The sequence below is a fragment of the Pontibacillus marinus BH030004 = DSM 16465 genome, from assembly GCF_000425225.1.
Taxonomy (GTDB): domain Bacteria; phylum Bacillota; class Bacilli; order Bacillales; family BH030062; genus Pontibacillus; species Pontibacillus marinus.
Genome location: NZ_AULJ01000013.1, coordinates 120,206 through 142,162, shown reverse-complemented (window position 1 = coordinate 142,162; position 21,957 = coordinate 120,206). Strand labels below are relative to the sequence as shown.

The 21,957-nt window shown below is 37.7% G+C and carries 20 protein-coding genes and 1 other annotated feature; of the genes, 15 read left to right on the top strand and 5 right to left on the bottom strand.

Annotation, left to right across the window (positions count from 1 at the left end; all coding sequences use genetic code 11):
• Positions 1 to 12: 12 nt before the first annotated feature.
• Positions 13 to 393, top strand: coding sequence for a 5-carboxymethyl-2-hydroxymuconate Delta-isomerase (locus H514_RS0103770; RefSeq protein ID WP_027445748.1), 381 nt, complete (start codon positions 13 to 15; stop codon positions 391 to 393).
• 1 nt (position 394) lies between these two features.
• Here H514_RS0103770 and H514_RS0103765 read toward each other — a convergent pair whose 3' ends face one another.
• On the bottom strand, positions 395 to 1,294 hold the full coding sequence (locus H514_RS0103765) for a LysR family transcriptional regulator (RefSeq protein WP_027445747.1): 900 nt from the start codon (positions 1,292 to 1,294) through the stop codon (positions 395 to 397).
• Between the two features lie 175 nt (positions 1,295 to 1,469).
• Here H514_RS0103765 and hpaI point away from each other — a divergent pair, with 175 nt between their 5' ends.
• From hpaI to H514_RS0103740, 5 genes are all read left to right on the top strand, one after another.
• The gene (gene hpaI, locus H514_RS0103760) at positions 1,470 to 2,396 is read left to right on the top strand and encodes a 2,4-dihydroxyhept-2-ene-1,7-dioic acid aldolase (RefSeq protein ID WP_027445746.1); all 927 of its coding nucleotides are present in this window, start codon (positions 1,470 to 1,472) and stop codon (positions 2,394 to 2,396) included.
• 32 nt (positions 2,397 to 2,428) lie between these two features.
• Positions 2,429 to 3,943 (top strand): 5-carboxymethyl-2-hydroxymuconate semialdehyde dehydrogenase, encoded by a 1,515-nt coding sequence (gene hpaE, locus H514_RS0103755; RefSeq protein ID WP_027445745.1) that lies wholly within the window; start codon positions 2,429 to 2,431, stop codon positions 3,941 to 3,943.
• A 20-nt stretch (positions 3,944 to 3,963) separates the two neighbouring features.
• Positions 3,964 to 5,439, top strand: a complete 1,476-nt coding sequence (hpaB, locus tag H514_RS0103750; protein WP_027445744.1) for a 4-hydroxyphenylacetate 3-monooxygenase, oxygenase component — start codon at positions 3,964 to 3,966, stop codon at positions 5,437 to 5,439.
• A 14-nt stretch (positions 5,440 to 5,453) separates the two neighbouring features.
• Complete coding sequence (gene hpaD / locus H514_RS0103745; RefSeq protein ID WP_027445743.1) at positions 5,454 to 6,437, top strand: 3,4-dihydroxyphenylacetate 2,3-dioxygenase; 984 nt, start codon at positions 5,454 to 5,456, stop codon at positions 6,435 to 6,437.
• A 119-nt stretch (positions 6,438 to 6,556) separates the two neighbouring features.
• Positions 6,557 to 8,863: a YcdB/YcdC domain-containing protein gene (locus H514_RS0103740; protein WP_027445742.1), complete on the top strand. Its 2,307-nt coding sequence runs from the start codon at positions 6,557 to 6,559 to the stop codon at positions 8,861 to 8,863.
• 44 nt (positions 8,864 to 8,907) lie between these two features.
• Here the strand turns inward: H514_RS0103740 and H514_RS0103735 are convergent, their stop codons facing one another.
• Entirely contained in the window at positions 8,908 to 9,351 is a 444-nt protein-coding gene (locus H514_RS0103735) for a YaiI/YqxD family protein (RefSeq protein ID WP_027445741.1), read from the bottom strand.
• Positions 9,352 to 10,584 (bottom strand): MFS transporter, encoded by a 1,233-nt coding sequence (locus H514_RS0103730; protein WP_027445740.1) that lies wholly within the window; start codon positions 10,582 to 10,584, stop codon positions 9,352 to 9,354.
• A gap of 180 nt (positions 10,585 to 10,764) precedes the next feature.
• On the opposite strand from H514_RS0103730, the gene H514_RS0103725 reads away from it, so the two are divergent.
• Positions 10,765 to 11,760 carry an LLM class flavin-dependent oxidoreductase gene (locus tag H514_RS0103725; RefSeq protein WP_027445739.1) on the top strand — a complete coding sequence of 332 codons (996 nt, stop codon included), beginning with the start codon at positions 10,765 to 10,767 and terminating at the stop codon, positions 11,758 to 11,760.
• Between the two features lie 73 nt (positions 11,761 to 11,833).
• Here the strand turns inward: H514_RS0103725 and H514_RS0103720 are convergent, their stop codons facing one another.
• Both H514_RS0103720 and H514_RS0103715 read right to left on the bottom strand, forming a co-directional pair.
• Complete coding sequence (locus tag H514_RS0103720) at positions 11,834 to 12,229, bottom strand: VOC family protein (protein WP_036841646.1); 396 nt, start codon at positions 12,227 to 12,229, stop codon at positions 11,834 to 11,836.
• Positions 12,230 to 12,258: 29 nt separating this feature from the next.
• Complete coding sequence (locus H514_RS0103715; protein WP_027445737.1) at positions 12,259 to 13,329, bottom strand: DUF3900 domain-containing protein; 1,071 nt, start codon at positions 13,327 to 13,329, stop codon at positions 12,259 to 12,261.
• A gap of 125 nt (positions 13,330 to 13,454) precedes the next feature.
• On the opposite strand from H514_RS0103715, the gene H514_RS0103710 reads away from it, so the two are divergent.
• From H514_RS0103710 to argJ, 8 genes are all read left to right on the top strand, one after another.
• On the top strand, positions 13,455 to 13,898 hold the full coding sequence (locus tag H514_RS0103710; protein WP_036841614.1) for a ferritin family protein: 444 nt from the start codon (positions 13,455 to 13,457) through the stop codon (positions 13,896 to 13,898).
• Between the two features lie 84 nt (positions 13,899 to 13,982).
• Positions 13,983 to 14,180 (top strand): hypothetical protein, encoded by a 198-nt coding sequence (locus H514_RS0103705; protein ID WP_027445735.1) that lies wholly within the window; start codon positions 13,983 to 13,985, stop codon positions 14,178 to 14,180.
• Positions 14,181 to 14,283: 103 nt separating this feature from the next.
• Complete coding sequence (locus H514_RS0103700) at positions 14,284 to 15,276, top strand: zinc-binding dehydrogenase (RefSeq protein WP_027445734.1); 993 nt, start codon at positions 14,284 to 14,286, stop codon at positions 15,274 to 15,276.
• Between the two features lie 505 nt (positions 15,277 to 15,781).
• Complete coding sequence (locus H514_RS0103695; protein ID WP_027445733.1) at positions 15,782 to 16,876, top strand: PRK06851 family protein; 1,095 nt, start codon at positions 15,782 to 15,784, stop codon at positions 16,874 to 16,876.
• Positions 16,877 to 17,000: 124 nt separating this feature from the next.
• Positions 17,001 to 17,684 (top strand): Crp/Fnr family transcriptional regulator, encoded by a 684-nt coding sequence (locus H514_RS0103690; protein WP_027445732.1) that lies wholly within the window; start codon positions 17,001 to 17,003, stop codon positions 17,682 to 17,684.
• A gap of 159 nt (positions 17,685 to 17,843) precedes the next feature.
• On the top strand, positions 17,844 to 19,064 hold the full coding sequence (hmpA, locus tag H514_RS0103685; protein WP_027445731.1) for an NO-inducible flavohemoprotein: 1,221 nt from the start codon (positions 17,844 to 17,846) through the stop codon (positions 19,062 to 19,064).
• A 246-nt stretch (positions 19,065 to 19,310) separates the two neighbouring features.
• Positions 19,311 to 19,543, top strand: a binding site (T-box leader).
• A 102-nt stretch (positions 19,544 to 19,645) separates the two neighbouring features.
• Positions 19,646 to 20,683, top strand: coding sequence for an N-acetyl-gamma-glutamyl-phosphate reductase (gene argC, locus H514_RS0103680; protein WP_027445730.1), 1,038 nt, complete (start codon positions 19,646 to 19,648; stop codon positions 20,681 to 20,683).
• Between the two features lie 17 nt (positions 20,684 to 20,700).
• Positions 20,701 to 21,945 carry a bifunctional ornithine acetyltransferase/N-acetylglutamate synthase gene (argJ, locus tag H514_RS0103675; protein ID WP_027445729.1) on the top strand — a complete coding sequence of 415 codons (1,245 nt, stop codon included), beginning with the start codon at positions 20,701 to 20,703 and terminating at the stop codon, positions 21,943 to 21,945.
• Positions 21,946 to 21,957: the final 12 nt, after the last annotated feature.

Here is a 21,957-nt window from a genome sequence, read left to right as displayed (position 1 = left end):
AGGAGAATAAACATGCCTCATATCATTGTAGAGTACACAGATAATATTAAACAGGAAGTTTCCATGCCCTCTTTATTACAAAAATTAAATGATGTTCTTGTTTCAAAACCAGATGTTTTCCCAGTGGGAGGTATTCGTTCAAGGGCAATCGAACTTCACGATTATGTTGTAGCAGATGGAAAAGAAGACGATGCATTTGTTCACATTACACTAAAAATTGGTGGTGGACGGACTGAAGAACAAAAAAAAGAAACGTTAGACGAACTGTTTGAAGCTACTAAAGATCACTTCCAACCGCTGTTCGACAAACGTTATTTAGCATTATCATTAGAATGGTTTGAATTTGAGAATAAGACGTATAAGCACAACAACATTCATACTAGATATAAATAAGTTAAGGACTTACGAGTGAATCAGTCTGAAAAGATTCTATAAAACGTGTAGCATGTTTGGATAAATGACGGTCTTTTAACCAAATGATCGCTGACTCTGATTGAATCATCGTATCCTCTAATTCTAAAACTTTTAATCCATAAGCGGGAAAAGCTTTTAAAGTAGACTGTGGGAGCAGAGTTGCTCCTACACCTGCTTTAACCAAAGATAATAACATAGCTGCATCTGCACATTCACAGATAACATTTGGCTGCAAATTATGCTGATTAAAATGATCGAGCACAAGCTCATATAAGCCTAGCTCACCAACACCAGCCCGGTGAAGAAGCATTAATGGTAAATCAGATAACTGATCCATACTAATCGTTTCTTGTCCAGATACTCCCCACTCATCCGACACAACAGCCACGAAGTTATCATTCGGCAAAGGATAAGATGAGAATTCACTCATATCTAATGGTTTCCTTACTATAGCTAGTTCAATATCACGATCTTTTAAATATTGAGCTAAACGGAAAGAATCACCCTCAATCAACTTAAATGATACATTGGGATATTGATTACGAAATTGCTTCATTCTCTCAGGAATATAGCAAAAGCATGTCTTAACTGAACCAATTGATAAAACCCCACGCAAACCTTCACCTGTTTCTGTCACCTCTGTAAACGTATCATTTACCTTATATAATATTTCTTTCGATCGATTATAAAGTACGTGTCCAGCTTCCGTTAGCTTTAACTCACGACCATGTCTTTCAAATAGAGAAACGCCCAATTCTTGTTCGAGTAATTTTAATTGTTGACTTAATGGGGGCTGGGCCATATAAAGCTTTTTAGCAGCTCGGGTTATTTGTCCTTCCTCAGCAATCGTTGCAAAGTAAAGGAGTTGTTTGACGTCCATTCGTTACGCCTCCTCATCTATATGATTTACATATGGATTCCAAACGTTTTGTATATTTTTCATATATATTACCACAAGATACAATAAAATCGTAGGATATTTCTGATAATTCGGAAAAGAATCCTTGAGCGGTAGTTAAAGGTTAATAGGATTACAATCTTAAAGGAGTGTTGGTATGGCAGACTTACAAGCAGCAAAGGAAAAGCTAAGAGGATCAATTGCCCCTATTATTACCCCATTTAAAGAAGATGGTTCAATTGATTATTCGAAATTTGAACAGCTGATTGATTGGCACATTCATAGTGGTACTCATGCTATTTCAGTTACAGGAACCACAGGAGAGCCTAGTTCCTTAACTGTAGAAGAGCGAGTAGAGGTTATGAAAACAGCTTCTAAAACTATTGATAATCGTGTTCCATTTGTACCAGGAACAGGTTCTACCAATCATGAGGAAACCATGTATTTAACCAAAAAAGCAGAAGAAATCGGAGCAGATGCTGCTCTTGTTATTGTCCCTTATTACAACAAACCTTCACAGCACGCATTATATAAACATTTCAAACGTGTGGCTGAATCAGTAGACTTGCCGATTATTATTTATAATATTCCAGGTCGTACAGCTACAAATCTACATGTAGAAACTCTAGCTAAGCTTAGCAAAGACTGTCCTAATATTATTGGTGTTAAAGAATCAAACAAAGACTTCGAGCACGTGAATCGGGTTCTATTGAATTGCGGGAGAGACTTCTTACTTTATTCTGGGATAGAGCTTTTATGTTACCCAATGCTTGCCATTGGAGGAGCAGGACATATTAGCGCTACAGCCAATGTTGTCCCAAGTAAAGTTGCAGAAATCTATGATGCTTGGAAAGAAGGAGATGTAAAGCGAGCACAAGATCTTCACTATGACCTCATGCCTTTGAATGATGTGTTATTTAAAGATACAAACCCGGCACCATTAAAAGCCGCACTTGGAATGATGGGAAGAATTGAACCGGTTCTCCGCTTACCAATGGATGTTCCGACAAAAGAAATTCAAGATGAAATTCGGAACGTATTACGCGACTATGTTGACCTTCCAGATGAGGTAACAGCTAAATAATTTCGAAATTAGAAAAGAAAGGAGCCTATACATTGAGTAACAAAACAGAACAAGAAAAGGGAGTTGCGGCTCACCGTAAATTAGATAATATCCAGTTATATATCAATGGTGAATTCTTAGATGGCCAGGCTGGTGAAACCTTCGAAAACATTAACCCTTTTACGAATGAGGTGACCAATTACGTAGCTGAAGGGCGCAAAGAAGACATGCAAGAGGCTATTTATGCTGCTCAAAAAGCGTTTCGTAATGGCCCTTGGGGCAAAATGAAAGTAAAAGATCGGATGGAGTATATCCATCGCCTTGCTGATTTAATTGATGAGGAAGTGGATGAAATTGCTGTGATGGAATCTTTAGATACAGGACTACCAATCCATCAAACTCGTAAAATGGTTTCCCGTGCAGCTGAAAATTTCCGATTCTATTCTCGTATGGTTCAATCTAAACTTCACGGTGAATCATACCCGGTAGATGATGAATTTATCAACTACACTGTTTATAAGCCACTAGGACCTGTTGGACTTATTACACCTTGGAATGCACCATTTATGCTTGAAACGTGGAAGGTAGCACCTGCTCTTGCCACAGGGAACACGGTAATCTTAAAACCAGCCGAGTTATCTCCACTTACAGCAAATAAATTAGCTGAATTAGCAGATAAAGCTGAAATGCCACCGGGAGTGTTTAATGTTGTCCATGGTTTTGGGGAAACGGCTGGGGCAGAGCTTGTTTCTAACCCAATTGTGGAAGCGATTTCATTTACTGGAGAAACTGTTACTGGCTCGACCATTATTAAGAATGCAGCTGATTCCTTAAAGAAAACCTCGATGGAGCTAGGCGGGAAGTCACCACTTATTGTCTTTGATGATGCGGACTTTGAGCGTGCTTTAGACGCTGCCGTTTGGGGGATTTTCTCCTTTAATGGAGAGCGTTGTACAGCAAACTCACGAGTATTTGTTCACAAAAACATTAAAGATGACTTTGTTAAAGCTCTGCGTGAACGAGTGACCAAAGTAAAAATTGGTGACCCGATGGATTCCTCCACCCAACTTGGTCCACTAATTCATAGAGAGCACTATGATAAAGTTACCGGTTATATTGAGTTAGCGAAAGAAGAAGGTTGTGAAGTGGTCCAAGGTACTGTTCCTGAAGAAGTAAGTGCAGGAAACTTTATCCCGGCTACATTACTCTTAAATGCAAAAAATAGTATGCGTGTTTCTCAAGAAGAAATCTTTGGTCCAGTGATGGCAGTGATTGAATTCGAATCAGAAGAGGAAGTCATTGAAGCTGCAAATGACGTTAAATATGGATTAGCAGGCTATGTATGGACCAATGACATTAAGAAAGGTCATCGAGTAGCAAATGCTGTTGAGGCAGGGATGATCTGGATTAACGCACAAAACGTACGTGACTTACGCACTCCATTTGGAGGTATGAAAGGAAGCGGAATTGGTCGTGAAGGCGGTCATTACGCATTTGAATTTTATACAGAACCGAAGATTATACATGTGGCGATGGGAGATCATTATATCCCGCAGTTTGGAAAGTAATCTAAAGGAGAGGTGAAAATATGCCAGCAAAAACAGGTCAAGAATATATCGATCGTTTAAAGAAAGCCAATAACAACGTCTACATTCACGGAGAACGTGTAGATGATGTGACAGAGCATCCAGCTTTTAAAAATGTAATTCAATCCATGGCTCATCTATATGATCTTCAGTATGAAAAGAAGGATAAAATGCTCTACAAGTCTCCTACAACAGGTGACTTAGTTGGTAAGACATTTATGCAGCCGACTTCTGTAGAAGAGATTATCGAACGTCGGGAAGCCATACAGGAATGGGCTCATACATCAGGAGGTATGATGGGGCGATCTCCAGATTATCTAAATGCAGAAGTTATGGCTATGGGAATGAACAATGGTCTTTTTGCTGAATCAGACCCAATGTTCGCTGAAAATGCTCGAAAATACTATGAGTATGCACGGGAAAATGATATTTCCTTAACTCATACACTTATTCATCCTCAGGTAAACCGTGCTAAAGCTCAACACGAGCAAAAAGACGCAAATGTTGCTCTACATTTAGTAGAGAAAAATAAGGAAGGGATTATCGTAGATGGTGTACGTCTATTAGCCACACAAGGCGGTATTACAGACGAGATCCTTGTCTTCCCATCCACCGTAAAACGTTCTGGTGAAAAAGATGATCCATACTCTTTAGCCTTTGCTATTCCAAATAATACACCTGGATTAAAATTCATTTGCCGTGAATCCTTTGATCAGGATAAGAGTAAGTGGGATCATCCTTTGTCTTCTCGATTTGAAGAAGGAGACGCCATCGTAACATTTGATCATGTATTTGTACCTTGGGAGCGAGTATTTGTATGTGAAGATTCAGCTGTATGTAACCGTACTTTTGGTGAGACAAACGCTGTTGTACACATGGCTCATCAAGTAGTTTCCAAGAACATTGTCAAAACTGAATTTTTACTAGGTGTTGCTCTAAACATGATGGATGCAATTGGAATCGATCAGTTCCAGCATGTTAAGGATAAAGGAACTGAAATCATGCTAGCTTTAGAGACAATGAAATCTCATCTTTATAGAGCTGAGCATAATGCAACATTAGATGAGAGCGGAACCATGACACCAGATTTTGCTCCATTAGATGCTGCTCGAAACTGGTATCCTAGAATCTACCCTAGATTAACAGAAATCATCCGAATCCTTGGTGCATCAGGATTAATGGGTATCCCTACAGAAGCAGATTTCTCCCATGAAGAGATTGGTCCAATTCTACACAGAGCTCTTCAAGGCAAAAATCTTGAAGGATATGAGCGTGTACAGCTATTCCGTCTAGCTTGGGATATGACATTAAGCTCGTTTGGTAGTCGTCAAATGCACTATGAATACTACTTCTTCGGAGATCCGATTAAGATGGGCATGACCTATTTTGATAAATATGAAAAAGATTCTTATAAACAGCTAGTCGAAAATTTCTTAGCTAAAACAGATTCTGAAAAGCCTAGTTTTGAAAAAGTCTAAGGGGGAAGAAATCTATGGATTTTAACATTATTCGTGCTGCTCGAGCAGTGCTTCATGTTCAAGATTTAGAGGCCTCACGTAAGTTTTACGTAGATGCCTTAGGCTTTATTGAAACAGAGAGTGATGATCAGCATATTTACCTTCGAGGTTTAGAGGAACATAACCATCATAGTCTTGTATTAAAAAAAGAACAGGAACCAGGTATTGAAGTGATTAGCTATAAGGTTCAATCTGATGGCGATCTAGAAATACTGGCTAAATTTTTCGATGAAAAAGGCTTAAAGACCAAATGGGTAGAAAAAGGTAAACAAAAAGCAATGGGACGAACACTTCGTATCCAGGATGTATCTGGTTTACCTGTTGAGTTTTTCGCAAAAATGGACGTTGTTGAGCGTATGCTTCAGCGATATGATTTATATAAAGGAGCTCGAGTACAACGAATTGATCACTTCAACTGTATGGTTGAGGATGTTCAAAAAGCATATGATTTTTATATAAATGAACTTGGCTTTGCTTGTTCTGAATATACCGCTGCAGAGGATGATCAAATTTGGGCTGCATGGTTGCATCGTAAACCAAGTGTACATGATGTTGCATTTATGAATGGCAATGGCCCAAGACTTCATCATATCGGCTTTTGGCTAGGTGAACCTATGAGTCTAATTCACACATGTGACGTATTAGCCTCTATGGGGTACACAGCTAGCATTGAACGAGGGCCTGGACGACATGGGTTATCGAATGCATTCTTCCTATATTTAAGAGATCCAGACGGTCATAGAATCGAATTATATAATGGTGATTACTTAACTAGTGATCCAGATTTTGAACCAATTCGTTGGGATATTAATGATAAGCGTCGTCAAACTTTCTGGGGGCATGAAGCGCCTGATTGCTGGTTTAACGAAGCATCCCATGTATTAGATATCGATTCTGGAAAACCACTTGAAATTCGTGAACCAAAATTAAAGAAACGAAAACCAACTTTTGTTATATAAGCTAATGGAGAGCATGCACATAAGTGTATGCTCTTTTTATATGAAAAAACAGAAAATATTTGAAACATTTTCCTTTCGGGCGCGTATAGTAAATAGAATAAAAAAAGGGAGAGTCGATTATGACATATCGTGTTAAAAAATGGGGGAAGCTTGGAGTTATCACATTAGCCCCTATACTGAGCTTATCTTTATTAGGACAACCTGCTTATGCGGAAACCTCCGATTCAAAACAACAACAAGAGTCTATACATAATGTAGCCAACCCTGAGAACGTGAAATTTAGTAAAGAACAAGCTATTGATAGAGTTAAAGAGTTATTTCCTGTTTTGGAAAAGGCAGAAGTTGAATCTGTACAATTAGGCCAGACGAATCGATATCCGATTCCGAAAAATCAAATGGTGTGGGAAATTGATTGGAGATACGCTATTGAAAATGGTAGTCATGGTTTTTCAAGTAAAGTAGATGCGATGACAGGGGATATTCTAAATGTTCATATTCCTTCCATTCTTACAAATGATGAACCGTCCTATTATCCTCCTGAGGTAACGAAAGAAGAAGCGAAGGAAAAGGCAAAACAATTCATCAAAAAAGCCGCTCCAAACCATAAGTATGATACACTTCTTACTGGTGAAATGCCTTATTATACAAATGACCCTTTGTTTGGCCCAATTTCCTATTATTTTAGTTTTCAACCAGAGATTAATGGTGTGCCATCTCCAAATGAGCGTTATCATGTTGAAATCTCAGGTGATGGAGATTTAGAAAGTTTCAATGTACCATCTGATTCTTATGAATATCCTTCTTCTGATGCGAAGCAAACTTTATCTGAAGCTACAGAACAATTTAAACAAGACTTAAAACTTCAATTAAGTTATATAACAGATCGAATAAATCAGGAAGAATCTAGAGTATATTTAGGCTGGGAGCCAAATCATCAAGGTTTTTCAGAAGTTATAGATGCTGAAACGGGAGAGTATCTCTTAGCAAATGGAGAACCTCTAGATGTTAAACAATCCACCTTTAAAGTAATACCAGAAGGTGATAAAACCTTTAAAGCAGTGGAACCTAAAAAGGGTGAACGCATTACGGCAGAACAAGCAGCAAATGTTGTCACCAATGCTGTAAATATTCCTGAAGGGAAACAACTCCAAAGAACTTCACTAAGAGAAGATGGTTCTTGGAATTACAAAAAGCCTGTATGGCATTTAAAATGGTTGGAGCCAGGAGCATTTGGGTATGAAAATGAAGTTCGAGCTTATGTAGATGCTAAAACAGGACAACTAGTTGAAGTAACAACTCGTTCACTTCGCCCAGGAACAAACTCATTAGAGATAGAACAAGATGAGTCCCTTACAAATGAAGAAATAACTCAACTTGCTCTTTCTAAAATTCAATCGCTATATCCAAATGCAACGAAAGATTTAAAGTGGAAACTGAATAAAGAAGCTAGTCTTTATTCAAGTCATGAAAACGTGGTTTCTTTCCAATTTCAACGCTACCTAAATGACATACCGGTCCAAAATGATGGAGTTACCATGACGTATTCCCTCGATGGTGAACTTATTCATTATAATGTTCAGCAAACGCCACAACTAGAAGAAAAAGTAAGTGATCTGAAAGAAACAATTTCAAAGGATGTGGCTAGGGAAGCATATTTGAAACATTTAATGGCTGAACTTCAATACAACCTTTTCCGTGAAGGGATCGGGGAAGATGGTAAGGAACAAAGTGATATGAAGCTTGTTTACAAAAGAACATTAAAAGATGTTCCTCATCAGCATGTAGTTTTAGATGCCGAAACGGGTAAATGGAGATCACTCTATAGTAATAATGGAGAAGAACAAACATATAATCAGCCAGCTAATCTAGAGGGACACTGGGCAAAAGACGAACTAATGGCATTGGCGAAACATAAGATTCTCCAAGTAAATGATGCAGGTGAAATCAATCCAAATGAGACGATCACATATGGCAAGTGGCTACAAATGATATCAAAAGCCATTGAACCAAATTATGAACGTTACATGGAACGAAATATGGATCAAGAAAAAAACATTAGTAAAGAAAATGAGTTTTATACAGCTCTTCTGTTTGCAGATGGAAGAGAGTGGTTAGACGAGGAGTTAAGTCAGGTCCCTGTTGAAAAAGCACTTACACGTGAGCAACTAGCTAAATCTGTTGTAAATATTCTTCAATATGATCAGTTTGCTACTTTTTTGAAACAGAAATCAAACTTCTCTGATATAGCGGATAATATTGATAAAGGAGCTATTCAGGTAGTAGATATACTTGGCATTATGAAAGGGAATCATGGAAAATTCTATCCTAATGAGAGTGTTACAAAGGCAGAAGCGGCAGTTGTAATGATGAGGATGGTAAAGCTTCAGGATAAATTGGACCAAGAATTTAGAGATGAACGTTATTAAAAAGCAATAAAAAATGCTTCGAGCTTAAATGGCTCGAAGCATTTTTAGTTCTCGTCTAATACCTCACGAAAGACTTTTAAAAACTGTTCTCGGTCTTCTGAGGTAAAGGGTTTAGGACCTTTTGTTTTTTCTCCGGCTCTTCTTGCTTTAGCACTTTCATGACGTGTTTGAAGAAGTTGATCAATATTCGATTGCGAAAAGATGAACCCTTTATGATGAAGTACTTTGCAGCCTTTACCTAAACCAAGTGCTGCGAGACCATAATCTTGCGTTACGATCAGATCTCCTTTTTTAGCAAGCTTCATGATACGATAGTCAGCAGCATCGGCACCTGTGTCTACATGAACCGTTTCTACACCTGTTGGATCAGGTTCAAGAGAAAAATGCGAAAAACTCTTCACAAGAACGACAGGTACGTCTGCTTTTTGTGCTTCTTCTATAATGATATCTTTTACGGGACATGCATCAGCATCAACATAAACCTTCATTTATCTTTCTCCTTCTATAGTTCCTTTATTTTTTTCATCTCTTAGTGAAACTAATGTGTAAATTGATGCCAATAAAGGAAATAAGGCTGTTATTCCTATGCTCCATTGTACACTTAAAAGGTCAGCAATACTACCAGCTAATAGTGCACCTATTGCATAACCGCTATCTCGCCAAAAACGATAGATCCCAAGTGAAGTTGCTCTTGTCTTAGTTGGTGCAACATCACTAATAGAAGCAATAAGAGTTGGATATACCATTGCTGTTCCAAGTCCTAAGATGATAGAAGCTATTAGCCAAAAGCCAAATCCGCTTCCGAAAGTAATTCCTATAAGTGCTATCGCTTGAATGAACATGCCGGAAGTAATGAGGATTTTTCTTCCTATTCGATCACTTAATGGACCTGTAATGAGCTGAAATATTCCCCAAGTTGCTGGATAGATTGCAATAATAAGACTAATCTGTCCTGCTGACAATCCAGTGTTTATGAAAAATAAGGGAAATAGTCCCCAAGCCATACCATCCTTAAGGTTTGTTGTTAAACCTGCGAAACTAACACTTGATAAGTGACGGTTTTTAAAAGACGTTTTTAAGAACACCTTCTTGAAGGGCTCAGTCTCTTGTTTGTCATTTGATGTATTCTTGCTCACTAATGAGGATGTATCTGGAACCATAAAAGAAAGAATAAGTCCGACTAAGACTATGCCGAAGCCTATTAAAAATGGCTCGGGTCTTGGTGAATACATGGAAGCTAAGTAACCTGTTATGAATGCAAAAAGGGCAACCCCTATATATCCAGCAAATTCATTTAGTCCAACTGCTAGTCCTCTTTGATGGGAGGAGGATAAATCGATCTTCATATTTACGGTCATAGACCATGTTAATCCCTGGTTAATACCAAGAAGAACGTTAGAAAATATAATGACCCACCAAGCAGGTGCCGTAATAATTAATAATGGAACAAATGCTCCTACAATCCATCCTGCAATCAAAACGTTCTTTCTACCAAAACGATCAGCAAGACTCCCTGCAAAAAAGTTCATTAATGCTTTTGAAAAGCCAAATGTGATAATAAAAGAGAGCGTGGCAGAGGTGGATGTTAAGCCAAATTCATCTTCGCCTATAATAGGAAGGACCGTCCGTTCTAGTCCAACCATAGAGCCAACAAATAAATTTGTAAGCACTAACAATATAAAAGAGGTTAGATTACGTTTGATTCCTGTTTGTTGTAACATGATTACCTTACCTTCCTATACGGGTATGTGTATATAAAAGTAACAATTTTGGGAGGTTAATTCAAATAATTAATGTTCACAAAGCAATGGGGGTTATGCATGAAATGAACATGATATTGGAATTAAGTCCAATTCTTCATGTAGTATATAGAGGCAGTTCACATTAAAGGAGAAGCTATTATGAAGTTAAGTGTATTAGATCAATCTCCCATTTCAAAAGGACAAACAGCAGAAGAAGCTTTACATCAAACCTTAGAATTAGCTCGTTTTACTGAACAACTTGGATACCATCGTTATTGGGTAGCTGAGCATCATAATACAAACGGACTTGCTAGTTCGTCACCCGAGGTATTAATTTCTCGTATTGCTGCTGAAACCAGGCAAATTAGAGTCGGATCAGGTGGAGTACTATTACCACAATATAGCCCATTAAAAGTAGCGGAAACTTTTAAAATGCTAGAAGCCTTTTTTCCAGGAAGAATCGATCTTGGGCTTGGTCGTTCACCGGGGGGATCTCAACAAACCCGACTAGCCCTTACAGATGGTCTTTCAAAGACATTAAGTGCTTTTTCAAGACAAGTAAAAGAAATACATGGGTATTTATACGATACACTTCCAGAGGACCATGCATATAAAGGGGTTCTTGCAACACCTCGAACAAAGAGTAATCCAGACACTTGGATTCTAGGCATAACAGAGAGAGGGGCCAAACATGCTGCTATAAACGGGACTGGATTCACATTTGGCCATTTCATTAATCCAGATCAAGCTGAAGAATCTATACAGACTTATTTGAACCATTTTAAGCCTTCGGAAGCACGAAGGGAACCAGCGATTAATGCCTGTGTATTTGTTGTATGTGCCGAAACGAAAGAAGAAGCGGAAACATTAGCTTTAAGTCAGGACAAGTGGCTTTTACAAGTTGAGAAGGCTATTGATACACGTGTTCCTTCAATTGAAGAAGTAAAGGAGTATACATTTTCATCACGAGAGTTTGAGAAAGTGAAGAACAACAGACGACGAGCCATTATCGGCACACCTGAAGATGTTTATGAAGAACTAAAATCCTTAAGTGAGCAGTATCAGACAGATGAGTTTCTCATTATTACGAACATATATGATTTTGAAGCGAAGAAAAGGTCTTATGAATTGCTAGCTAATATTGCAAATTTATGAGTTACCAATAAAAAGAAGCCTAGTCCGGTTAAAATTTGGGTTAGGCTTCTTAATTTACTAAGCATGTTTATACTTATTTTTGATCAGGGTAATCACATAACTCAATAATTGTGCCCTCAGTATCAGCAGGGTTTATATAAATTAATCTGCGACCATGGATATTTGTTCTCCGTGTATCTTCAAGGAAACGAATCCCTTGTCCTTTAAGTTCTGAGATCGCTTCATCTAGTTCAGGAACTTTATAGGCAATATGATGAACACCTTTTCCTTTTTGCTGAATGAAGCGGTGGATTGGGGATGTTTTGCTAGTTGGTCTTAGCAATTCAACTCTAGAACCATCAATATCTATAATCGTTATATGGGTCTCAACACCTGGTGCTTCACTTGTATATTCATCTACAATTACGCCACCTAGTATGTTTGTATAAAATGATACCGCTTCTTCCATTTGGCGGACAGCGATCCCCATATGGTCAAATTGTTTATGTGCTAATTGCTTCAATACGAACGCTCCTTGTTCATAATGTGGTTCATGATGTCTTGTAATTCATTCGGCTTTTGAAACTCAATTGGAGAAACGCCTTTATCAAATTGAATAAAGTCAGATTCAATTAAAAGCACGTAACGACCATTGACTTTAGCTAAATGGATATCCTCACCATAATCAGCCAGTTTTCCTTTTACGGTCGTTTCCCCAATTTTCATATTCAATTCGATCTCAGGATTCTCTTCAACCATTTGACTTGTTGCTTCAACTACTTGTTCTGTAGTGAGACGTTCTTTTAATTCTCGTTTTTCACTTGCTTCCCATATTTCAAGGTCTTCTTCAAATTGTTTTAATTCTTCACTATCTTCCTCAAAGGTTTCCTGAACATGTTCTTGTACCATACTTTTCACTTGAGTTTTCTGAATTTCAGGCATGGACTCTCCATATGCGACGAACTTTAAGAAATCCTCAAAGTAACGGGCATGTGAAGCCTGATGGATTTTTAACTCATTTGGCTCAAGCATCCCTTTTTCAGGCATATACGGATATTGAATGGATTTCATATTCTTAGTCGTTATAGCCATTTCTACAGAACGGATCAAGGTAGATTCGTCTGAAATAGAGGCAACTTTTGGTTCAAAGTCACATTTCAACAAGAAAATAAAGGGTTCGTCAAAATATTTCTCTAATGTAGCTGAAATCACAAGAAATGCTCCGCCTCTTATGGCACTCGCATCCACATAAGCATCAACAAACATTTCAGAAACCTGATAAAATTCTTCTTTGGATTGTGCAACTTGTGCTCGACGGAAGACATTATAATTCGGGTTAGAGTCCAATTCGTGTCCAGGTTCAACAATGAAATGTCCAAGTTTAGTGGGTACCTGTTCAGACCTTGGATGACGTTCCACTTTGCGGTTTACAATCTTCTTTAGTTCCCCATCTAAGAAATCCTTCAGGGCACTATCACTGTATTCTTCATAATCCATCGTTTGAAAGTGTTTATATTGTTTTTGTAGATCGTCACCTTTTCCATCTACTTGGATCACGTAAAAGGAAGCGTAATTCATTCGAAACTCCATATTCTCACCCTTATCTATCTATTCAATTCTTTAAGTATAGTTAACACAGAAGAACTCGTCAATCTAAGGGAAAACATAAAATCGTAGTATCGCCATATAATGTAATAACAGCATGAGGTGGAGGGATGAGGGTGTATTATCCATACTATTATCAATCAATGGATCGTCAAAATCAGCAATTAATCCGAGACATTGAACAGGCTATAAATGGAGAATATAGCGCAATTCAATGTTATAAGGTTTTGATTGATCAGGCAGATTCTAAAGAAGAAAAAGAACAAATAAGGGAAATTCGTAAAGATGAAAGAAATCATTATCGTCAATTCACGCAAATTTATATGAATTTAACTGGTCGCCAACCCACTCCTAAGCAGATTGAAGAGTGTCCAAAATCATATCGGAGGGGAATCGACGTAGCCTTTAAGGATGAACAGAAAACAACAGATTTTTATCTGGATATTGCAGATCAAGCAACAGAGTCCTATATCCAAGCAGCATTTCGACGAGCAGCTGCAGATGAACAAAATCATGCAGTCTGGTTTTTATATTTTTTAACTCGAAAACGTTAAACGAGATATCGTAAAGTTTTCACATAATACAAAGGGGAAATATGTTACAATCGGTCTAGATCAATGCTTAAAGGAGTACGTGCTATGAATCTGGACCTTTTATTACCTTATACCACTTCTGGTGCCATGCTTATTGGTATATTGTTTTCACTTATCTATGCTATATATATGAAAAAGAAAGAAAACATGAGTTGGCTCTTCTTCTTTCTTACTTTTAGTGCTGGAGGTATTTCAGCCGCTTTTGGTGTATCGATTTTGAGTATATTTGATATATTAAAATAAGTTATTGGTAAACGCTCATTCACTGTGAGCGTTTTTTGTTTGGTTAGGGACTATTCCTTGTTACAATAAACGATAACACTAGTAGGTGTAAGGAGATGTTTGAATGAAAGCAATTATACATAAAGGAAAAGTTGGGTTAGACGGATTGCGTTTTGGAGAAATCGATGAACCTGTTGTGCAGTCAAATGATGTAAAGGTTAAATTAAAAGCTGCAGGAATGAATCGACGTGATCTTGCTGTTACATCAAGACATAAAACAGATGATCCTGATTTGATCTTAGGCTCAGATGGAGCAGGAATTGTAGAAGAAGTCGGAAGTGACGTAACTCGCTTTAAAGCCGGAGACGAAGTGGTTATCAATCCAGGATTAGGTTGGAAAGAAAAAAGCGATGCACCTCCTCAAGGGTTTGAAATTGTGGGATTACCTGGTCATGGTACATTTGCAGAGTACTATGTTTCATCTGAAGATTACATCGAGCCAAAGCCACAATTTCTCTCATGGGAAGAAGCTGCTGTACTTCCACTAGCTGCTCTTACTGCCTATCGTGTCTTATTCTCTCGTGCCAGAATTACAAAAGAGGATACAGTGATGTTGCCTGGTATAGGAAGTGGCGTGTTAACCTTTGCTTTAAAGTTTGCCAAAGCAATAGGCTCTCGAGTGATCGTCTCTTCTCGTAGTAAAGAAAAACAACAAGAAGCTTTACAGTTAGGTGCAGATTTAGCTATTGATACAGAGTCGGACTGGAATAAAGAGCTTGCAGGTGAGTCAATTGATGTCCTTGTAGAGAGTATTGGACAAGCTACGTTTGATAAATCACTAGGTATTATACGAAGAGGAGGAACAATTGTAACGTTTGGTGCCACCACTGATGATCAAGTAGAGATCGATATACGGAAGTTCTTCTATGGCCAATATAATTTATTAGGATCAACAATGGGGAGTCGAGAAGAATTACAAGACATGCTGCACTTTGTTGAGGAAAACAAGATTAAGCCTGAAATTGATAAAATGTTCCCTATGTCCGATTATGAAGAAGCATTTAGGTATATTCGCGACTCTAAGAACTTCGGAAAGATTGGGTTTACTATATCTTAAAACGTTCAAATTAAGGAGTACGTTTAAAATACGTGCTTCTTTTTTGTATAGGCAATTATAAAATTGGAGGCTTGTGTATAACTCATTAATAAGAGCGTGGCCACATCCAGCTCCAGCGCCCAGCAACTAGTATGCTTGGGCCCACACGACGTGGGTCAGGTCGACGTTGTCACAGGACGTGACGGTTTTAGTCGATCATTCTTTCTCCGTAAGATAAGTCAACATCGAATCGCTTTGCTCTTCGTGTTTCCTTTACACGTTTGGTGATATGAAATTTTACCACCGAAGAGATTCGACGTGGGGAAAATTTCTAGGTTAAAGTACCACGGCAACTAAGCTTCTGTCTGCGCCTACCGGCTTGCCAATCAGCAAGTTTAGTTAATCTTACTGCAGCTCAGTCCAGCATATACGTTGCTAACCGGGCGCTTACGCTTTTGTTCAATAGGCGAACACCCTTTTTTATTCTTTACATATAATATTTGTAACGAAATGAAAGGGTGATAGGATGACCGGGAGAATACGCAACTATTATGCAGGTGGTAATACAGCTAAAGGGTTCTATAGTCTTTTTGACTCCGCTCTAAAAGGTTTAGAAAAGTTGTATATACTTAAAGGTGGTCCAGGCACAGGGAAATCGACATTAATGAAATCGGTTGGAGAAACGTTTACAGATCAAAACATGAATATTGAATATCTACATTGTGCTTCAGATAACGGATCCATTGATGGAGTGATACTAACTGATTATAAAATAGGTATAGTAGATGGGACAGCACCACATGTTATTGAACCAAAGGCACCTGGAGTTATTGAAGAATATATAAATCTAGGAGTTGCCTGGGATTCTGAAAAGCTCTCTTTACACAAAGAAGATATTTTAGCCCTGAATAAGAAAATTTCTGATACGTATGAAACAGCATATGATACTTTTGCTGCTTCTCTTCGTGCACATGATGAAATAGAAGATGTCTATATTTCAAACATGGATTTCACAAAAGCAAATGAACTAACAGAAGAGCTGACAGGACGCATTTTCGGTCAAAAACAATTGGAGAAAGAACCTACCATACGTCATCGCTTTCTTGGTGCTGCAACGCCAAATGGTGCCGAGGATTTTATACAGAACCTTACAGAAGACATAGACAAACGCTTTTTCATCAAAGGTCGAGCAGGATCCGGAAAATCGACAATGCTTAAGAAGATAGCTGCTGCAGGGGAAAGCAAGGGTTTTGATGTTGAGGTCTATCATTGTGGATTTGATCCTAATAGTTTGGATATGTTGATTATTCGTGAACAGAGTATAGCTATATTTGATTCAACTGCCCCTCATGAGTACTTTCCTGACCGGGATAAGGATGAGATCGTGGATATGTATGGGCGGTGCATAAAACCTGGTACAGATGAAACGTATGCAAAAGAAATAGAGAGAACAACAAAAGCATACAAAAATAAAATGAAAGAAGCGATCTCTTACTTATCTGAAGTTAAATCCTTAAGAGATGAGCTGGAATCTTATTACATTGGTGCAGTTGATTTTTCAATTGTGAATGAAATACGGGATGATTTGATAGACAAAATACAAAAATGGATTGCTCGGTAAGGAACGAGTTAAGAAGTGCTCTTTTAGAGTACTTCTTTTTATTATATCCTCTAATTTGATTCATAACTCATATAGAAGAATATTACACAAGAATGGTACACTGTTATCGAAGGAGCGAGAAGGAATGACAGAAAAATTTCAGGTGTTAAAACAAGTCCCCTTATTTGCAGAATTAAATGAAGCGGACTTAATTGCATTACAAGATATTACATTAAAACATACATATCATAAGAAAGAATACGTGTTTATGGAAGGGGAAGAGCGAGAGGCTGTGTTCTTTATCCATTCAGGTACCATAAAAACTTTTAAAGTAGAGCACGACGGAAAAGAACAAATCATTAATTTTCTTCAGGCCGGAGATATGTTTCCTCATGTAGGTTTTTTTGAGGAAACACCCTATCCAGCAACAGCTGAAGTGATGTCTGAAGCGGTATTGTTTATGATACGCATAGATGATTTTAATCAATTTATGTTAAATCATCCTGAAATCGCTATGAAAGTTATGAAAATCTTAGGCCAAAAAATCGCTATATTAACTCAACGAATCCAAGAAATGAACACGCAAAACGTACAACATCGCGTAGTTTATGCATTAATTCGTCTGGCGCAAGAATCAGGACAATTTGACAAACAAGAGATCTTTATTGACATGCCAATTACAAATCAAGATGTTGCTAACATTGTTGGCTCTTCGAGAGAGACAATTAATCGAGTACTCAATCATTTGAAAAAAGTCGATTTAATTCAAGTCAGTCGAAAAGGCATTTATATAAAAGATATAAACCAACTAAAAGAATATGTACGTTAGATACAAAAGAGCCAAGTTCACCACTAAAATGGTGTCCTTGGCTCTTTTAAAATGTACATAAAGTTGTCACTGCAAATGTGATGTATATCACATTTTTAGCAGGACTCGTTTATTAAAATAAAGATAGATCAACAAAACACTTCATTGGAGGTTGCTTTTATGCTATCAACTCAACAGAAAGAAATTATTAAGTCTACTGCACCTATTCTAGAAGAAAAGGGAACAGAAATTACATCTCGTTTTTATGAAATGCTCTTTCAAAACCATCCGGAACTATTAAATATATTTAATCAAACCAATCAGAAGAAAGGACGCCAGCCAACAGCACTAGCAAATTCAATTGTTGCTGCAGCATATAATATTGATCAGTTAGAAAATATTCTTCCGGTCGTTAAGCAAATCGCTCATAAACACAGAAGTTTAGGTGTTCAACCTGAACATTATCCAATCGTAGGAGAACATCTTTTACTAGCTATTCAGGATGTATTAGGTGAAGCAGCAACGGACGACATATTAAATGCTTGGAAGGATGCTTATCAAGTCATTGCTGATGTATTTATCGAAGTTGAAGACAATATGTATAAAGAAGCAGAAAATCAAATTGGTGGATGGAGCGGTTATAAGCCTTTCTTTGTAGATCAAAAAGTTCAAGAAAGTGACGAAATTACATCTTTCTACTTAAAACCTGTCGATGAATCTCCTTTACCTGTGTTTCAACCAGGTCAATACATCGGTGTAGAACTTACCATACCAGGAGATACCTACCGTCATATTCGTCAATATAGTTTATCTGATGCACCAAATAAACCGTATTATCGAATAAGTGTAAAGCGAGATGGAAAAGGTAGTGTATCCAACTACTTACATGATTATATAAAAGAAGGAGATACTTTCCCAGTAAGTGCACCAGCTGGAGACTTTGTACTCGATTTAAATAAGAATACACCTATTGTTTTATTAAGTGGAGGAGTTGGACTAACACCTCTTACATCCATGCTTAATACAGTTGTTAAAAATCAACCGGAACGCGAAATTATATTTATTCAAGCAGCACGTAATGGGAACGTACATGGGCTTAAGGAAGAGATAGTACAGTTATCAAACAATAACGAAAATGTCACGTCACACATCGTGTATTCTGAACCGACTGAAGCGGACCGAAAAGATGGAAACTATGATAAAGAAGGTATAATTAGCTTCGAATGGTTACAAGAGGTTTTACCTCACAATGAAATGGACTTTTACTTCTGTGGACCTGAACCTTTTATGGACACCGTTTACAATGCATTATATCAATTGGGTGTTTCTGAAGAACAAATCCATTTTGAGTTCTTTGGTCCAGCAAAGCAGTTAGAAATAAAACAAAATGTAAGTGTATAATTTAAACTTCGATTTGAAGAACACTAAAAAGAGACTAAATCAAACTATTGATTTAGTCTCTTTTTTATACAACCGAACAACATTAGATATTTAGGTTCATATCTAACACTCAATCCCTTTATTTAAGGCAAACGAGTTTATGTAAAATATATAATATTCACAATTTTTGATAATAAGATTATTGACACAATATAAATGTAGTGTATAATAATTTAACAACATACATATTTATTCATAAATACAAAATTAAAATTAATGAAGAAGAGAGTAGTTACATGGAATGTGATCAGCGAACTGGGGATGGTGGAAGCCCAGGACAGGAAATGTAATGAACCGCACTTTGGAGATGTCAGGTTGTATAGAATATTCGTGTTTATACATTTTGACCGGGTTGCTACCGTTATAAAGCTTAAAAGTTGGTTCCTTATGATGGAACAATAAGAGTGGTACCGCGGGTGAAAAAAACACTCGCCTCTTTCAAATAAAAAGAGGCGAGTGTTTTTTTATACATTTTTACAGTTTGAATAAGAAGATCTGCCAACTTATTATCCTATCAAACTTATAAACTTGGAGGGATGACTATGAAAGTAGGGATTATTGGTGCTAATGGTTATGGGGGGGTTGAGTTAATACGGTTGCTTCAAAACCATCCTTTTGCCGAAATTGAGTTACTCGTTTCTCATTCAACAAGTGGAACGAATATAAAGGAGCTCTATCCACACCTCTCAACCATAATAGAAATGGATTTGGCTCAAATTAATGTAAATCAAATAGCAGACAGTGTAGATGTAGTATTTTTCTCTACCCCACCTGGAGTAAGTCTAGAGCTCCTACCCCAGTTTTCAGAAAAGGGCGTATTATGCATCGATTTATCAGGAGACCATCGTTTAAAAGATCCTGAAGTATATTCACAGTGGTATCAAAAAGAGCCCGCATCATCCAATCTTCTGAATCAAACAGTTTATGGACTCTCAGAAGCAAATAAAGAAAAAATCAAAGATTCTAATCTTATTGCTAATCCTGGATGTTATCCAACAGCTGCTTTACTTGGGATCTTACCAGCGATCAAAGAGGATTGGGTAAAATCAAACAGTATCATCATTGACGGTAAAACAGGGGTTTCGGGAGCAGGTAGGAAAAACTCACTTGCAACTCATTTCAGTGAAGTGAATGAAAATGTAAAGGCCTATAAATTGGGAACTCATCAACACATACCAGAGATCGAACAGCTTATTGAATCTTTTTCTGGAAACACAGAAAATATCACTTTTTCAGCTCATCTTGTTCCTATGACCCGAGGCATTATGTGTACGATATATGCTGATTTAAAAGAGCCAATGTCTTCGGAAACCGTAACGGCTTTATATCAATCTTTTTATGAACATCATCCTTTTGTAAGAGTAAGGGAAACAGCTGATTTACCAAAAACAAAAGAGGTTTATGGCTCTAATTACTGTGACATAGGTATTCATTGTGATGAACGAACAAACAGACTAACGATCGTCTCAGTAATTGACAATCTAGTAAAAGGTGCATCAGGTCAAGCCATACAAAATATGAACCTACTATACGGATGGGATGAAACAACAGGACTAACAGGTGCCCCTATTTATCCATAAACACGGGAGGGATATAGTTGAAAAGTTTTGTAACAGAAGTTGATTTATTAGAAACAGAAGATTATAAAGTTATATCTGATGGCAGTGTAATATCACCTCAAGGTTTTCAAGCTGGTGGTTTTCATTGTGGGATCAAACGAAAGCGACCGGATCTCGGCTGGATTTACTCTGAAGTTCCTGCAGATGCAGCTGGAGTTTATACGACAAATCAATTTCAGGCCGCCCCTCTAAAAGTGACACAGGAAAGTCTTGCTATTGAACAAAAGCTTCAATCTATCCTTGTTAATTCGGGTGTGGCAAATTCCTGTACTGGTGAAGAGGGGCTTCAAAAAGCTTATAACATGAGAGCCTCTTTCGCACAGCATTTCTCGTTACCTGAACATTATACAGCCGTAGTCTCAACTGGTCTTATCGGAACACAAATACCGATGGAGAAAGTCAAACAAGGGATCAATCAAATACCTTTTCATGTACAAGAAGCAGAGCAATTTGGGAGGTCCATTTTAACAACGGATACATTTATCAAGCATATTGCAATTGAATTGAACATTGATGGCCAAAAAGTAATCATCGGTGGAGCGGCTAAAGGGTCTGGTATGGTCCACCCGAATATGGCGACGATGCTTGGTTTTCTTACAACAGATGCCAAAGTGGACCAAGATGATTTATCAGATGCTTTAAGTGAAATCACACAGAGCACATTTAATATGATTACAGTTGATGGGGATACGAGTACGAACGATATGGTATTGGCAATGGCAAATGGAATGGCTGAAAATAATCCCCTAACTAAGGATCATCCAGAATGGCAAGTGTTTAAACAGGGACTCAAAATCGTATGTGAAAGCCTCTCTAAGATGATTGCAAGGGATGGAGAGGGGGCGACTAAACTCATTGAGGTTGAAGTTAAAGGAGCTTCTACAAATGAAGCTGCTCAAAAGATTAGTAAAACGATTGTAGGTTCTAATCTTGTCAAATCTGCAGTGTTTGGGAACGATGCGAACTGGGGCAGGATTGTCAACGCTCTCGGTTATGCTGGAGAACCTATTCAACTTGAAAAAATTAATGTCTACCTAGGAAATATAACTGTGATAGAGAACGGAAACCCAGTTTCATTTAATGAAGAAGACGCTTTATCCTATTTAAACCAAGAGAATGTACAAATCATTGTAGATTTAAATCAAGGAGATAGTGACGCAACGGCTTGGGGATGCGACTTAACTTATGATTACGTCAAAATCAATGCAGCATATCGAACATAAAAGGAGATTTTT